The organism is Streptomyces sp. NPDC127100 (assembly GCF_042724095.1).
Taxonomy (GTDB): Bacteria; Actinomycetota; Actinomycetes; order Streptomycetales; family Streptomycetaceae; genus Streptomyces.
Genome location: NZ_JBHXFL010000020.1, coordinates 1 through 16,242 on the forward strand (window position 1 = coordinate 1; position 16,242 = coordinate 16,242).

Here is a 16,242-nt window from a genome sequence, read left to right on the forward strand (position 1 = left end):
GGCGCCGGGGGCGCGCGCGCCCCCCCCCCCCGGCCCCCCCGCCGGACCCGGCCGCCCGGACGGGGAACACCCGCCGCGCCGGGCCCGGGGGGGACCGGCGCGGATCCGGCCGGCGGCTGAGGGTCATGCCGGACGGCAGGCCGTCCGGATCGCCCGGACCGAGAAGTGCTCGGGGCCGTCCAGGCACGCGAGCATCAGCTTCTCCACCGGCTCCAGCAGGGCCTCGTCCGGCTCCGTCGGCTGCCCCAGACGGGACAGCAGCCGCTGCAGCACCAGCACCAGCCAGGCGGTACCGGCCGGCGCGGAACGCTCGTCCTCGAAGGAGTACAGCCAGGTGTACAGGCAGGAGGCCGCCGCGTGGTACAGGCAGTGCTCGGCGGCGGCGTCCTGCGCCTCGGCCGTGGTCGCGTCCAGGGAGCCCGCGGCGATCCGGGCGTAGAAGCCGCCCCGCAGCAGGGAGAGCTGGTCCAGGACCTTGGTCAGGGCGCCCGCCTCGGCCGGCGGCAGCTCACGCCCGGCGATCAGCCGCGCCCGCGCCACGGCCGGCTCCCAGCCCCGCGTGATCTCGTCCTCGGTGGCGTTGGTCAGCCGCAGCGCGCGACCCGAGGGCTGCCAGACGGGAGCCTCCCGCGCGTCGTCGAACAGGTCCCGCAGCACCGCGTTCCCGTCGCGCGCCGGGCGGTCGGCGACCTGCGCCACCGTGTGCAGCTGCGAGGCGATGCCGTGCAGGTTGACGTGCGTGGTGCCCTCGAAGATGCTCGCGATCGCATGGTCGCGCTGGAGCTTCTGGAAGACGCCCGAGGCGACCTCCTCGCGCAGATAGCTCCGCGCGCCCAGCACCCGTCCGGCCTCCGCCACGACCTCCTCGCCGAGGGTCGGCACCAGGTACTTCACCACCGACGACCACAGGCTCAGCCGGGACGGCGCCACCGACAGCGAGCGCGTCACCGGCAGCGCCGTGCACTCGGCGATCAGCAGGTCCAGGTGGGCGCGGACCAGATGCCGGCGGATCACGGGGAGCCGGTAGATCTCCTGGCCGTACAGCACCCGCTCGCGGGCGTACCGCAGCGCGATCCGCAGCACGGAGTCCATCGTGCCCACCGACAACGCGCCGATCGCCGTCCGCGTGATCTGGAGCACCTGGAGGATGCCGGGCAGGCCGCCGCCCGGACGGCCGAGCAGCCCGCCGCCCGGAACCCGGGTGCCGTCGAAGGAGATGCCGCTCAGGTCGTGGCCCCGCAGCCCGACGGTGCGGACGAACGGCCGGTTGCCCCAACTGCCCTCCTCGAGCTGCGTCTTGTCGAGCAGCATCAGGGAGGAGCCGGTGCCCTCGACGTTCGCGTAGACGGTGACGAAGCGGCCCCGGGTGGCGTTGCCCACCGGCCACTTCTCGCCCGTGAGGAGGTAGCCGTCACCGTCCGGCACCGCGACCGTCTCGTTGGTGCCCAGGTCGCTGCCGTGGTCGGGCTCGGACACCGCGAAACACGCCAGGTCGCCGTTGTCGAGCAGACCGCGCGCGACCCGCTCCCGCTGCTCCTCGTCGCCCCACAGCCACACCGGGTTGACGCCGAGCAGGGCCGAGCCGAACATCACCGACACGGTGAGGTTGCGCCGGGCCAGCACCCGGGTCAGCAGGAACAGCTGCTCCAGATTGCGCAGCCCGCCGCCGAACGCCTCCGGCACCAGGTACCGGGCGAAGCCCCAGGAGCGCAGGAGGTCCACGGCCTCCGGCGGCAGCGCGTCGCGCTCCTCGTACGCCACGATCTCCGCGAAGCTGAACGGGCCGCTCTCCGCGCCGGGATCGCCCAGGACCCGGTCCAGGTCCGCGGCGAGCGCGTGCGAGGGCCGGTCCACGTCCTGTCCGGTCATGCCGTGGGGCCGCCGATGTCGTAACGGGCCAGGAGCAGCTCGACCTCGTCGTCGGTGGGCAGCGTGGCACGGCCCGCGGCCACCTCGGTCCCGACGAAGTCGACGACGTCGCCGACCCGCTCCAGCTTCATCGCCTCCTCGGGGGTCAGCGACCGCAGACCGTACAGGTCCTCCAGGTTGTAGCCGAGTTCGGCGAGGACCAGCGAGTGGAAGCCCAGGTCGCCGATGAGACGGTGCTCCACGGTGACCTCGGGGAGCTTGCGCGGGGCGATCAGCCGGGTCATCCCGAGCACCACGGGGGCCACGGCTTCGGTGGCGCTTGCGGCAGGGGTGTGAGTCATGGTGGCGACGCTAGGGCGGGCCCGCACCCCGCCCCAGGTAACGGCCCCGGCAAGCACTCGGCAACTCCCGCGGCCGCGCGAGGTGTTGCTACCGCGCAAACTGCCGCCGTGCTGCCTGGCCGCGGCCCGGCGGCGACGGTAAGGCTGGTCCGCATGAGCACTCTTGACCCCGTGGCGCCGGCCCAGCCGTGGATCGTCGGACGGTACGCCGCCGGGCGGCCCCGCCTCCGGCTGTTCTGCCTGCCGCCCGCCGGAGGCAGCGCGTCCTCCTTCAACGTCTGGCGTCCCGGTCTGCCCCGGGGCGTGGAACTCGCCCCGGTGGAACTGCCGGGCCGCGGCTCCCGCTTCGGCGAACCGGTGCCGTCCGCCCTGGAGCCGCTGGTCGACAGTCTCCTCGAGGCGCTGAGCGGCGAACTCGACCTGCCGTACGTGCTGTTCGGGCACAGCTTCGGCGCCGTCGTCGCCTACGAACTGACGCGGCGCCTCGAGCGCCGGGACGACCTGCCGGCCCCCGCCGCGCTGGTGGTGTCGGCCCACCGGGCCCCGCACGTACCGCTCGGCCGGGAACGCCTCACCGCGAGCGACGACCGGACGCTGGCCGCCTGGCTGCACCGGCACGGCGGCCTGCCCGGGGAACTGCTGGAGCACCCCGAGTTCCTGAGCGACCTGCTGCGTGCGGTGCGGGCCGACCTGGAGATCGCCGAACGCTACCTCCTGCCCGTACCGGCCCCGGTGCGCAGCCCGCTCGCCGTGCTGGCCGGCGAGGACGACGACGTCGCCGCCCCCGCCGCGGTCGAACCGTGGGCCGGATACGGCACACCGCCGCCCCGGATGCGCCTGGTGCCCGGCGGGCACTCCTACCCGCGGACGCATCCGGAGGCGACGCTGACGGCCGTGACCGGGGAACTGCGCCGCCTCGGCCTACACGGTCTCGGGACGGAGGGTGACCGGCAGGGCTGACAGACCGCTGAGGAAGTTGGAGTAGACGTACTCCGGCTCCCCGGCGGGCTCCGCCTCGGCCACCAGGTCCCGCAGGCTCTCCAGCAGGGCCGACAGTTCGGCGCGGGCCAGGAACGCGCCCAGGCAGAAGTGCGGCCCGTACGCGAAGGACAGGTGCTTGTTGGGGGACCGGGACAGGTCGAAGTCGTCCGGCCGGTCGAAGACCCGCTCGTCCCGGTTGGCCGAGGCCATCCAGACGGTGACGATGTCGCCCTCCTCGACGAACCGGTCGCCCAGCAGCACGTCCTGCGCGGCGGTACGGCCGCTGTGCAGGGCCGGGGTGGTCCAGCGCAGCACCTCCTCCACGGCCGACGACGTGTCCACGGCGCCGGACTTCAGCGCCCGCCACTGGTCCGGCCGCTCCATCAGGGCGTGCAGCCCGCCCACCATGGCGAAGCGCGTCGTCTCGTGACCGCCCATGATGATGCTGTAGCAGTTGAAGACGATCTCCTCGTGCGTCAGCGGGCGCCCGTCGATCTCGCGGTTCACCAGCAGGCCGACCACGTCGTCGTAGGGCTTCCGGCGCCGCTCGGCGGCCAGCTCCGAGAAGTACAGCAGCAGGCCGTTGCGCGAGGACCAGGTGGCCTCCAGGTCGGGCACGCCGTCCGCCGACGACAGCGCCGAGGACGTCAGGGAGATGATGTGCCCCCGGTCGGCGGCCGGCACGCCCAGCAGGTCGCAGATCGCGGCCAGCGGGATGTGCGCGGCGACGTCGGCGGCGAAGTCCGCCGTGCCCCGCTCGACCGCCTCCGCGACCAGCCGGCGGGTGCCGCGCCGCACGCTGTCCACCACCACCTGGAGCGACCGCGGGGAGAACGGCTTGAGCAGCGCGCTGCGCAGCGCCTGGTGCGGGCGGCCGTCGGTGACCGCGAGCATCTTCCCGGCCGCCGAGTCGCCGCCCGCCAGCAGCGTGTCCAGCACGTTGCCCCGCTCGGACGTGAACGTCCCGCTGTCGCCCAGCACGGCGGCGGCGTCCGCGTGACCGCTCACCACCCAGAAGCCCGGGCCGTGCCTGCCCTCCGGCTGCCAGTGCACCGGGTCCTCGGCGCGCAGCCGGCGCCACAGCGGGCCCAGGTCGTGGCGGGCGTGCAGCAGCGGGTCGGCGAGGTCCACCTCGTCGAGCGCCACCACGTCGGGCACGGGACGGGTCTTCATGGTCATCTTCCTGGGTCCCTCGGGCTCGGTCGGACGGCTTCCCGGCGGCGCCGGGTCAGGACAGGGGCTCGGTCGGTCCGGGGAAGAACGCCGTCGTCGCCCCGGCGGTCTCCGCCCCGTCCACCGTGAACTGCTGGCCCGACGCGAAGGCCGCCCCGGGCGACGCGAGGAAGTGGAAGAACTCCGCGATCTCCTCGGGCAGGGCGTGCCGCCGGGCCGGGATACGGGCGTTCACCTCGTCGAGCATGGCGTCGGTGTACTCGGCGCGCTGCATCGGCGTGAGCACCGCGCCCGGCGCGACGCAGGCCGTGCGGATCAGCGGGGCCAGCTCGACGGCGAAGGTCTGGCACAGCGACGCCACGCCGGCCTTGCTGGCGTTGTAGTCGGCGTACAGCGGGTAGCCGCGGGAGCCGTTGACGGACGCCGTCGCCAGCAGCACCCCCTCGCCCCGGCGCAGCATGTGCGGCACGGCGTGCCGCCACAGCGCGAGGACGCCCATGAGGTTGACGTCGAGGGTCCGCCGGGCGTCGGCCTCGGTGATCTCCAGGATGCCGTGCCGGACGCTGATGCCGGCGTTGGCGACGACGACGTCCAGCCGGCCCCGCTCGGCGGCCACCCGGTCGACGGCGTCCCGGACGGCGTCCCAGTCGGCGACGTCCCCCTTGACCCAGTGGACCTCGCCGCCGCCCTCCCGGGGCCCGTCCGGGCGTCCGCCCGTAGGGGGCTGCACGTCCAGGTTGACGACGTGGTCGCCGGCCCGGGCGAAGCGTTCGGCGGTGGCCTGCCCGATGCCGCTGGAGGCGCCGGACACGATGACGGTGCGCATGACGATGCTGCCTTTCGTGTACGTGGGATGCGGCCGGTCAGACGATGACGCGCGGGTGGTCGAGGGCGTAACCGCTCAGGTTGCGGCGCAGGTTGCGGCTGACGGTGAGCTTCTTCAGCCAGCGGTCGTTGCCGTCGTAGCGGGCGGTGAACGGCCTGCGGCCGTGCACCGCGCGGTAGTTGTCGACGATCAGCAGCGAGCCCGGGGCGACCGCGACGTCCTGCTGGACGCGGTTCAGCTCGGCCATCAGCCGGTCCAGCGCGGCCTCGGCCTCCGTGTCGCCGGGCAGGGTGTCCATGAACGGGCGGTCGATGCGCAGGTAGGGGCTCAGCCGGTCGCCGGACAGCACGGCCGTCGGCACCGGGTCCGAGGCCATCGTGCGCAGCCGGGGGAGCGCCGGGTGGCCGGGCGCGTACGTCTCGAGCTGCCGCACGTGCTCGGTGTCCGGGCGGATGAGGAAGCGCTCCTCGGCGAGCACCGCCCGGTCGGCGTCGCCGAGCCGGACGTCGCGCACGGAGGCGACGATGGTCGGCACCGCGTCGGGGTTGCGCAGCCCCATCAGCAGCAGGTAGTCGCAGCGGTTGGGGTGGAAGCCGTCCTCGGTGTGGAACTCCAGCAGCGTCTCGCTGCCGTGCCCGCTCTGCCGGTCCTCGTCACCGCGGATCGGCAGGATGTTCTGGATGATCCGCCCTTCCTGGAGGGTCACCCAGCCGAAGGGGTCGCCGAGCACCAGTCCGCACAGCGCCAGCCACACCTCCTGGTCGCGGGCCGTGCCCCCGTGGATCGCCTCGCGCCAGTGGCCGGGCGTGGGGCCGAGCGCGCCGCCGTCCACCGGGAAGCCGTGCACCAGGCAGGCGGCGTTGCGCTCGCTGCGCCGGTACGACAGCAGGAACGTGCGCAGCCCCGCCGGCAGCAGCTCCTCGGCGGTGAGCGCGCGGTCGTAGAACTCCGGCAGGGACGGCGCGCCGTACACCTCGCCGAGCTTCTCGGCGGCGGCGCGCAGCTCGGCGACCTCGTCGGCGTCCAGGACGTACTCCGCCGGGGCGTCCGGGCCGTCCGGGATCCGGGCGTCGTCCCGGAGGAACGTGTCGACGGCCGGGTTCGTGATTGTCATGTCGGTGTCCTCACCGGGTTCGTGACCGCTCGGGTCGTCCGTCGTTCGGTCCTGTGCGGTCCGCGCCGCGGCGCGGCCGGATCGCGTGGTGGAGCGCACCGGACCGGCCGAGCAGGGTCCCGGCCGTGTCGTGGTCCAGTGGTCGTGCGGTGGTGCCGTCGGGTGGTGCCGAGAGGGGCGGGCGCGGTGCGCCCTACTGCCAGTCCTGCGCGAAGCGGTCCAGCTCCGCCTGGTCCAGCGTGATCAGCGGCTCCTCGGCATCGGCCGCGGCGTCGGCCGGCGGCGGGGCGAGTTCCCCGACCGCCGCGGCGATCGCGGCCACGGTCTTGTGGGCGAACACGTCCCGCGGAGCGACGTCCAGGCCCGCCTCGCGCGCCAGGGTGACCAGCTTGATCGAGACGATGGAGTCGCCGCCGAGGTCGAAGAAGCTGTCGTCGACCCCGACCCGCTCCACGCCGAGGGCCTCGGCGAACAGGGAGCACAGCAACTCCTCGCGCGGGGTGCCCGGCGCCCGTCCCCCCGCCCCGGCGGAGAACTCCGGCGCGGGCAGCGCGTTCGGGTCGAGCTTGCCGCTCGCGGTCCTCGGCAGCCGGTCCAGGACGACGACCGCCGCGGGCACCATGTGCTCGGGCAGCGCCTCGGCGGCCCGCCCGCGCAGCAGGACCGGGTCGGGCTCGGCACCGGCGGCCGGGGCGGCGTACGCCACCAGCTGCCGGTGGCCGGGCCGGTCCTCGCGGACGACGACCACGGCCTGCGCGACCGCGGGGTCCTCGGCGAGCACGGCCTCGATCTCGCCCGGCTCGATGCGGAAACCGCGCACCTTGACCTGGTGGTCGACCCGGCCGAGGAACTCCAGGGTGCCGTCGGCACCCCGGCGGGCGAGGTCGCCGGTGCGGTACATGCGCGTCCCGGGCGGGCCGAACGGGTCGGCGACGAAACGCCCGGCGGTCGGCCCGGGGCGGCCCAGGTAGCCGCGCGCCAGGCCCTCGCCGGCCACGTACAGCTCACCGGGCACGCCCGCCGGCACCGGCTGCAGCGCGCCGTCCAGCAGGTACACGCGGGCGCCGGCGACGGGCTCGCCCAGCGGCGGGCGGACCCGGCCGCTCAGCGGGCGGCTCATCGTCGCCATGACGGTCGCCTCGGTGGGGCCGTAGGCGTTGACCATCCGGCGCCCGGACGACCAGCGTTCCACCAGGTCGGGCGGGCAGGCCTCGGCCCCGACCACCAGGGTCGTGCCCGGCGGCAGCGCGTCCTCGGGGAGCACGGCGAGGGAGGACGGCGGCAGCAGCAGTGCCGTCACGCCGTGCCGGGCCACCGTGGCCGCCAGCGCCGGGCCGGGCAGCAGCTCGTCGGCCGGCGCGGTGACCGCGCACGCCCCGGTCAGCAGGGCCGTCGCCAGCTCCCACACCGAGGCGTCGAAGCTCGGCGAGGCGAACAGCAGCACCCGCTCGTCCGCGCGCAGGCCCAGACCGGCGCGCTGCTGGGCGACCAGGGCCGCGATCCCGAGGTGCGGCACCTGCACGCCCTTGGGACGGCCGGTCGACCCGGAGGTGTAGATCACGTACGCGGTGTGCGCGGGCCTGAGCGGCGCCACCCGGTCGGCATCCGTCAGGTCGGTGCCGCTCAGGGCGCCGTCCACCGGCGTCGTGGCGAGGCAGCGCGTGCGCACCGCGCCCACCGCGGCCGGCAGGTCCGCCGTGCCCGGCGCGGTCAGCACCAGGGCGGGCCGGGCGTCGCCGACGATGTGCCGCAGCCTCTCCGGCGGATAGCCGGGGTCCAGCGGCAGGTAGGCGGCGCCCGCCTTGAGCACGGCCAGGACCGCGGTCACCGACTCCGCCGACCTCGGCAGCGCCACGCCCACGACGTCCTCCGGGCCGATGCCCTCGGCCGCCAGCTCCCGCGCCAGCCGGTTGGCCCGCTCGTTCAGCTCGCCGTACGACAGGCTGTGCTCCCCGTCGATCACGGCGACGGCGCCGGGCCGCTCCCGCACCCGCTCCTCGAACAGCGCCGGGAAGGTGTCCGGCCCCGGGTGGGCGGGGCCCTCGGCGGCGGCGAGCAGCGCGGTCCGCTCCCCGGCCGTCAGCAGGTCCAGCCGGCCCAGGGGCGCCGACGGGTCGGCCAGGAAGCCGTCCAGGGCCGCCCGGACCCGGGTGAGCAGGGCGGCACCCTCCTCCGCGGTGAACAGGTCGGCGCGGTAGCTGAGTTCGAGGCTCAGCCGCTCGCCGGGCACCACCACCAGGTTCAGCGGGTAGTGCGAGGCGCCCGGCACGGGCTCCTCGTCCACCGTCATGCGCAGCCCCGGCACCTGCTGCTGGACGGCCTCGCCGTCGAACGGCGCGCTCGCGAAGTCCAGCACGGTGTCGAAGAGTTCACCCGCCCCGAGGGACCGCTGCACCTCGGTCAGCCCGAGGTGCTGGTACGGCCGCAGCCCGGCCTGCTGCTCCTGGAGGGCCGTCAGCAACGCGCCGACCGGCCGGGCCGGGTCGAGGCGCACGCGCACCGGGACGGTGTTCATCAGCAGGCCCACGATGTCCTCGGAGCCGGGCAGTTCCGCCGGGCGGGCGGCGGTGGTGGCACCGAACACGACGTCGTCGCGGCCCAGCAGCCGGCCCAGGACGGCCGCCCAGGCACCCTGCACCAGAGTGTTGAGGGTCAGCCCCGCGCCGCGGGCACCGGCGACGAGCTCGGCGGTCCGTTCCGCGTCGACGGTGTGCGTCACCAGGTGCGGCACGCCGGCCGTGGCTGCCTCCGCGTCCGGGGACACCAGGGTGGGCTCGTCGAACCCGGCCAGCGCCTCGCTCCAGGCCCGGACCGCCGCGTCGCCGTCCTGCGCGCCGAGCCAGCGCACGAAGTCGGTGAACTGCGCCGGGGCCGGCGCCGGGTGGGTTCCGCCGCGGGCGTAGGCGGCGAACAGGTCGCGGAAGAACAGCGGCAGGGACCAGCCGTCGAGCAGCGCGTGGTGGTGCGACACCACCAGCAGGTGGTCGTCGTCCGCGAAGCGGACCAGCGTGACCCGCAGCAGCGGAGGCTCGTCCAGGTCGAAGCGGAGCGTCCGCTCGTCGGCCAGCAGCTCCGCGACCCGGGTCCGCCGCTTCTCCTCGTCCATGCCGCCCAGGTCGATCTCGCGCCAGGGCGTGCGGACGTCCTCGTGCACCAGCTGCACCAGGCGGCCGGAGCCGAGCAGCCGGAAGGAGACCCGCAGCGCGGTGTGCCGGGCCAGGACCGCGTCGCAGGCCGTGCGCAGCACCGCCGGGGACAGGGTGCCGGTGAGCCGTACGGGCGCCTGTGCGGTGTAGACGTCGACCCCGTCCGCGGCCAGCATTGCGTGGAAGTGCATGCCCTGCTGCAGCGGTGTCGGCGGCAGCGCCTCGGTGTAGGGGCGCCCCGGCGCGTCCAGTTCCGCCAGCTCGGCCTCGGTCAGGGTGATCGGCGGCCCGGCCGGAACGGCCGGCGCGTCCGGCTCGGGACCGGCGTCCCCGGCCGCCTCGGCGAGGGCGGCCACGGTCCTGTGGACGAACACGTCCCGGGCGTTGACCGCGAGCCCGGCCCGGTGCGCGCGGGCGGCGAGCTGCATGGCGGTGATGGAGTCGCCGCCGAGGTCGAAGAAGCTGTCGTCGGCGCCGATCCGCTCCCGGCCCAGCACCTCGGCGAACACGTCGTGCAGGATCCGCTCCCGCTCCGTGGACGGCGCCCGGTAGGCGCCCGCCGCCTCGAACCGGGGCTCGGGCAGCGCCCGCCGGTCCACCTTGCCGTTGGGCGTGAGCGGGAAGGCCTCGACGGTCATGACCAGCGCCGGGACCATGTACGCGGGCAGCCGCTCGGCGACGGCGGCGCGCAGCACGCCGGGACGCACCTCGGCACCGGCCGCGGGGCGCACGTAGCCCACGATCCGCCGCACACCGGCCGCGTCCTCGGAGACCGCCGCCACCGCCCGGTCCACCGACGCGTCGGCGGCGAGGGCGGCCTCGATCTCGCCGAGCTCGACGCGGTGCCCGCGGATCTTCACCTGGAAGTCGGACCGGCCGCGGTACTCCACCACCCCGTCCGGCCGGCGCAGCCCCAGGTCACCGGTGCGGTACATGCGCGCGCCCGGCTTGCCGAAGACGTCGGCGACGAAGCGCTCGGCCGTCGCCGCCGGGCGGCCCAGATAGCCGCGGGCCACCCCGCCGCCGGCGATGTACAGCTCGCCGACGACCCCGTCCGGGACCGGACGCAGGAAGGCGTCCAGGACGTAGACGCGGGTGTTGTCGGCCGGGGTGCCGATGGCCGGGCCGGCCGCGGCGCCGCCGTGCCACAGCATGGCGTCCACGGTGCACTCGGCCGGGCCGTACAGGTTGTACACCGACAGGTCCGGCACCCTGTGCAGCGTCTCCCACAGGTCGGCGCCCACCTCCTCGCCGCCGAGGGCCAGGACGCGGACTCGGTGCCCCTGCCCGGACGCCTCGAACATGCCGGCCGCGAGCAGCTGGCGGGCCACCGACGGCGTGGTGTCCACGACGTCGACGGCCGCACGGGCCGCGAGGCCGGCCAGGGCGACGGCATCCTTGCGCACGTCGTCGTCGACCAGCAGCAGCTCGTGCCCGCCGACCATCCACAGCAGCTGGCTCCAGGAGGCGTCGAAGCCGAGGGAGTTGGTCAGCGCCGCGCGCAGCGTCCGGCCCCCGGCACGCTCCCGCTCCGGTTCGAAGAAGTTCGCCCGGTGGCTGTGGAACATGTTGACCAGGTTGCGGTGCTCGACCGCGACCCCCTTGGGCCGGCCGGTCGAGCCCGAGGTGTGGATCACGTACGCCAGGTGCCCCGGCCGCAGCGGCCGCGGACGGTCGGCGTCCGTGAGGTCCGAGGCGTCCTCGGGCAGCACGGCCCCGGCGAGGTCCAGCGTCCGCCCGGGCACCGGCGGCGCGGTCGCCGCGTCGGTCAGCACCAGCACCGGCCGAGCCTCCGCGCAGATCGCCGCGATCCGCTCGGCCGGGTGACCGGTGTCGATCGGCAGGTAGCCGGCACCCGACTTCAGCACCGCCAGGATCGCCACCACCGCGTCCACGGTGCGCGGCAGCGCCACGCCGACCAGCAGGCCGGGGCCCGCCCCCTCGGCGACCAGCAGCCGCGCCAGCCGGTTGGCCTCGGCGTTGAGCGCGGCGAAGGTCAGGCTGGTGGCGCCGTCACCGACGGCCACCGCGTCCGCGGTGGCCCTGACCTGCTCCTCGAACACCTCGGGCAGCGTCCGCTCCGGGAGGGACACGGTCCGCCCGGAGCACGTGCGCCGGAGCTCCTCGCGCTCGGCCGGGAAGCACAGCGGCAGCCGCCCCGCGGGGACGTCGGGCTCCTCGGCGATGTCGCGCAGCAGCCCGCACAGCCGGCCCAGCAGCCCGGACGCGGCGTCCGCGGTGTACACGTCCTCGCGGTGGTTGAGCTCCAGCCGCAGCCCCTCGCCGGGGTGCACGGCGAGGCTCAGCGGGTAATGGGTGCCCTCGAAGGCGTCGTCGACGACGTCGCGCAGCAGCGTCACCCCAAGACCGGGCACCTCGGCGCCGTGGACGGCGCTGTCGACGGGGACGTTCTCGAAGGCCACGGTGGTGTCGAACAGCTCCGTCACGCCCGCGGCGCGGTGGATGTCGGCCAGGCCCAGGTACTCGTGCCGGGTCAGCGCCGACTGCTCGTCCTGGAGACGGGCGAGCAGCGCGGCCACCGGCTCGGCCGGGTCGATCCGCACCCGGGCGGGCACCGTGTTCATCGTCAGGCCCACCATCCGCTCGCTGCCCGGCAGTTCGTGCGGGCGGCCGGCGACCGTACTGCCGTGGACCACGTCCCGGCTGCCCGTCAGCACCGACAGCAGCAGCGCCCAGGCGCCCTGCACGACGGTGTTCAGGGTGAGTCCGCGCGAGCGGGCCGTCTCCGTCAGCCGCGCCGTGTCCGCCGGGGACAGCTCCGCGACGGCACGCCGCTGGGCCAGGGCCTGCCCGCCGTGCCCGGACGGGCCCGCGACCAGCGTCGGCCCCTCCAGTCCGGCCAGCGCCGACCGCCACGCCCCCTCGGCCTCCTCGCGGTCCTGTGCCGCGAGCCAGCCGAGGTAGTCCCCGAACGGCACCGCGGGCTCCAGCGCGTCGGCCGAGCCGCCGTCCCGGTAGATCCGGAACAGGTCGGCCAGCAGCAGCGGCAGCGACCACCCGTCCAGCAGGATGTGATGGTGCGTCAGCAGCAGGACGTGGCGCTCGGCGGAGAGCCGGACGAGGGTGAAGCGCAGCAGCGGCGGCCGGGCCATGTCGAAGCGCCGCGCCCGGTCGTCGGCGAGCAGCCGGGTCAGCCGCAGCCGCTGCTCGTCCGCGCCGAAGCCGGAGAAGTCGACCTCCTCCCAGCCGGGTTCCGCGGCCCGCGCGACGGCCTGCACGGCCTCACCCGAGCGGCGCCGCAGGAACCCCGCCCGCAGACTCGCGTGCCGGGCGGTCACGGCGGCGGTGGAGCGGCGCAGCGCCGCGGTGTCGAGCGCGCCGGTCAGCTCCAGGGGCGTCTGCACGGTGTAGAAGTCGACGGCGGGCGCCGAGCCGTCGCCCTCGTCGAACAGGGCGTGGAAGAGCATGCCCTGCTGCAACGGGGTCAGCGGCAGCACCGCTTCCAGAGAAGTCTGCTTCACAGTGTCCCCCACTGGGCTTCGAGCTCGTCGAGTTCGTCCGCGTCGAGCCGCACCAGGCTCTCGGCGCGCGGTGCCGCGGCCCCGGGACCGGTGTCCCGGGCCACCTCGGCGAGCCGCGCGATGGTCTTGTGACCGAAGATGTCCCGGGCGGTGAGGCTCAGACCCGTTTGGTGGGCCCGGGCCGCCAGACGGGTGGCGGTGACGGAGTCGCCGCCGAGGTCGAAGAAGCTGTCGTCGGCGCCGATCCGCTCCCGGCCCAGCACCTCGGCGAACACGTCGTGCAGGATCCGCTCCCGCTCCGTGGACGGCGCCCGGTAGGCGCCCGCCGCCTCGAACCGCGGCTCGGGCAGCGCCTTGACGTCGACCTTGCCGCCGGGCGTGCGCGGGAAGGCGTCCAGCACCGTCACCGCCGCCGGGACCATGTACGCGGGCAGCCGCTCCCCGGCGTGGGCGCGCACGGCCACCGCGTCCGGCCGCGTCGCCGCACCGGCCGCCGGCACCACGTACGCCACCAGCTGCCGCACCCCGGTCCCGGACTCGCGGACGACGACCACGGCCCCGCCGACGCCCGGCGCCCCGGTGAGGACGCCCTCCACCTCGCCGGGCTCGATGCGGAAGCCGCGCACCTTCACCTGGCTGTCCGCACGGCCCAGGTAGACCAGGCCGCCGTCGGCCGCCCAGCGGGCCAGGTCGCCGGTGCGGTACATGCGGGTGCCGGGCGGCCCGTAGGGGTCGGCGACGAAACGCTCGGCCGTCGTGCCCGGCCGGGCGAGGTAGCCCCGGGCGAGGCCGTCACCGCTCAGGTACACCTCGCCGGGAACCCCGGGCGGCACCGGGCGCAGCGCGGCGTCCAGGAGCCGTACCCGTGTGCCGGGCACCGGGCGGCCCATCGGCGGCACGGTCCGGCCGGAGAGCGGGCCCGTCTGGGTGGCGATGACCGTCGACTCGGTGGGGCCGTAGGCGTTGACCATGTGCCGGCCCGGCGACCAGCGGGCCACCAGCTCCGGGGAGCACGCCTCGGCGCCCACCACCAGGTCGGTGCCTTCGGGCAGCGCGTCCTCCGGGAGTGCCGCCAGCACCGACGGTGCCAGCAGCAGACAGGTCACGCCCAGCTCGGCCACCAGGCCGGCCAGCGGCGGCCCGGGCACGAGCCGTTCGTCCGGTGCGACCACGGCCGCGGCCCCGGTGAGCAGGGCCGTCGTCAGCTCCCACACCGAGGCGTCGAAGCTCGGCGAGGCGAACTGCAGCACCCGGCCGCCCGGCCGCAGGCGCAGCCGGTCCCGCTGGCCCCGGACCAGCGCGCCCAGGCCGGTGTGCGTGACGACGACGCCCTTGGGCCGGCCGGTCGAGCCCGAGGTGTAGATGACGTACGCCGGATGCCCGGGGGCCAGCGGCGCACGGCGGTCCGCGTCGGTCAGGTCCGCCTCGGTCAGGTCCGCGTCGGTCAGGTCCGTGTCCGCCGGGTCCGCGTCGGCCGGGTCCGCGTCCGGCGGGCCGGTGACGGCCCCGTCGTCCACGTACAGCCGGGGCACCCCGGGCGCGAGCGTCGGGTCGTCCGCCTCGCGGGTGGTCAGCACCAGCAGCGGCCGGGTGTCGTCGAGCATCGCGGTCAGGCGGGCCCGCGGATAGCCGAGGTCGACCGGCAGATAGGCCGCGCCCGACTTCAGCACCGCCACCACCGCGGTCAGGGCCGCGGCGCCGCGCGGCACGGCCACCGCCACCAGGCCCTCGGGCCCGGCACCGCGGGCCACCAGCGCCCGCGCCAGCCGGTTGGCGCGGGCGTTGAGGCCGGCGTAGTCCAGGGAGCCGGCGGGGGAGAGGACCGCGAGGGCGTCCGGGGCGCGGCGGACCCGCTCCTCGAACAGCTCCGGGAAGGTGCGCGGCGGCACGCCCCCGGGGCCTTCCCCCGCGGTGAGCACCGTCGCCCGCTCGGCCTCCGTCAGGACCTCGGTCCGCGCCAGCGGGAGGTGCTCCGGGGCGGCCAGGAACCGGGACAGGAACGCGGTGAACCGGAGCCGGTGCTCCTCCAGTTCGGCAGGGGAGTAGCGATCGGGATTGGCCTCGAAGGACACCCGGGCGCCGGTGCCGTCCGGATGCGGATGGCAGGTGATGTTCAGGTCGGTGACCGGCCCGCCGGACAGCGTCGTCAGCGTCGCCTCGCGGCCCCTGAAGGCCGTCTCCGAGCCGGCGGGCATGATGTTGACGAGCACCCCGTACAACTGCTCGCCGCTGCCCAGCAGTCTCAGGTCGCGCCGCAGCTCGTCGTAGGGGTAGCGCTGGTGCGTCAGCAGCTCGCCGAGCCGGCGGCCGACCTGCCGGACCAGGGCGGTGCGCCCCTGGTCCGGACGGACGGACAGCCGCAGCGGCAGCGTGTTCGACAGCATGCCGGGCGCGTTGCGCGACCTCCGGCCCAGCCGGGCGGTGACCGGCACCCCGATGGTGAGGTCCTCGGCCCCCGTCATGCCGTGGAGGTAGGCGGCGACCGCCGACAGCAGCGCCACCGTCCACGGCGCGCGGGCCGCCCGGCCGGCCGTGTGCAGCTCCGCCAGCTCGGCCGGGGACAGCTCGGCCGAGGCGGACAGGGCGCGCGGCGCGGCACCCGTGGGCACGCCGGGGGCGAGGCTCGCGGTCTCGGGACGGTCGGCGAACGTGTCGTTCCAGTACCGCCGGTCGTCCGCGTACTCCTGCGAGGCGCGGTAGTCCGCCTCCTCCGAGAGCAGCGCCCGCAGCGTGTCCAGCGGCTCGCCGGCCGGTTCCGTGCCGGTGGCCAGCGCCTCGTAGTGCGTGGCGATGCGGCGCGAGTGCAGCACCGACCCGAACGCGTCGGACAGCACGTGGTGGCTGCGCTGGTACCACAGGTGGTGGTCGGGCCCCACCCGCATCAGCACATGGGCGGACAGGGCGTCCTTCGTCAGGTCCAGCGCGGTGGACCGGTCGCCGTCCACCAGCGCCCGCGCCACGGCGAACGGGTCCGGCTCGCCGGTGAGGTCGAGCTGGCGCCAGGTGGAGCAGCCCGGTGCCACCGGGCGCTGGAACACGCCGTCCGGACGCTCGACGAACTCCACGTCGAAGGTGCCGCTCTCCGCCTCCGACCGGCGGACCGCGCGGCGCAGCAGGTCGCCCTCCAACGGGCCGCGGACCTCCATGACGGCCACGGTGTTGTAGGCCGGATTGCCGGGGTCCAGGCCCTGGGCGTGGAAGACCCCCAGCTGGGCCGCGGTGAGCGGCAGCAGGCCGGGGTCGGCGGGCAGGTCGCCGTCGCGTGGTGTCATCTGGTTCGTAACCGCTCTCGTGGACTTCCGGGAACCGC

At 75.5% G+C, this 16,242-nt stretch carries 8 protein-coding genes; 1 reads left to right on the forward strand and 7 read right to left on the reverse strand.

Annotated elements, in window-relative coordinates; genetic code table 11:
• Positions 1-123 precede the first annotated feature (123 nt).
• Positions 124-1,869: an acyl-CoA dehydrogenase family protein gene (locus tag ACFWJB_RS19430; RefSeq protein WP_385470323.1), complete on the reverse strand. Its 1,746-nt coding sequence runs from the start codon at positions 1,867-1,869 to the stop codon at positions 124-126.
• Positions 1,866-2,210: an acyl carrier protein gene (locus ACFWJB_RS19435; protein WP_385470325.1), complete on the reverse strand. Its 345-nt coding sequence runs from the start codon at positions 2,208-2,210 to the stop codon at positions 1,866-1,868. Before ACFWJB_RS19435 ends, ACFWJB_RS19430 begins: the two co-directional genes overlap by 4 nt.
• Positions 2,211-2,363: 153 nt before the next feature.
• On the opposite strand from ACFWJB_RS19435, the gene ACFWJB_RS19440 reads away from it, so the two are divergent.
• Positions 2,364-3,170, forward strand: coding sequence for a thioesterase II family protein (locus ACFWJB_RS19440; protein WP_386923590.1), 807 nt, complete (start codon positions 2,364-2,366; stop codon positions 3,168-3,170).
• On the opposite strand, the gene ACFWJB_RS19445 is transcribed toward ACFWJB_RS19440, so the two are convergent.
• The 5 genes from ACFWJB_RS19445 to ACFWJB_RS19465 form a co-directional block, all read right to left on the reverse strand.
• Positions 3,132-4,364, reverse strand: coding sequence for a cytochrome P450 (locus ACFWJB_RS19445; RefSeq protein ID WP_385470329.1), 1,233 nt, complete (start codon positions 4,362-4,364; stop codon positions 3,132-3,134). The two genes, ACFWJB_RS19440 and ACFWJB_RS19445, sit on opposite strands and share 39 nt — an antisense overlap.
• Before the next feature lie 55 nt (positions 4,365-4,419).
• Positions 4,420-5,190, reverse strand: coding sequence for an SDR family NAD(P)-dependent oxidoreductase (locus ACFWJB_RS19450; protein ID WP_385470331.1), 771 nt, complete (start codon positions 5,188-5,190; stop codon positions 4,420-4,422).
• Between the two features lie 37 nt (positions 5,191-5,227).
• Entirely contained in the window at positions 5,228-6,304 is a 1,077-nt protein-coding gene (gene gntD, locus ACFWJB_RS19455) for a guanitoxin biosynthesis L-enduracididine beta-hydroxylase GntD (protein ID WP_385470333.1), read from the reverse strand.
• Positions 6,305-6,497: 193 nt separating this feature from the next.
• The gene (locus ACFWJB_RS19460; RefSeq protein WP_386923593.1) at positions 6,498-12,932 is read right to left on the reverse strand and encodes an amino acid adenylation domain-containing protein; all 6,435 of its coding nucleotides are present in this window, start codon (positions 12,930-12,932) and stop codon (positions 6,498-6,500) included.
• On the reverse strand, positions 12,929-16,204 hold the full coding sequence (locus ACFWJB_RS19465) for an amino acid adenylation domain-containing protein (protein WP_386923595.1): 3,276 nt from the start codon (positions 16,202-16,204) through the stop codon (positions 12,929-12,931). The genes ACFWJB_RS19460 and ACFWJB_RS19465 overlap by 4 nt, the downstream gene beginning before the upstream one ends.
• Between the last annotated feature and the right edge of the window lie 38 nt (positions 16,205-16,242).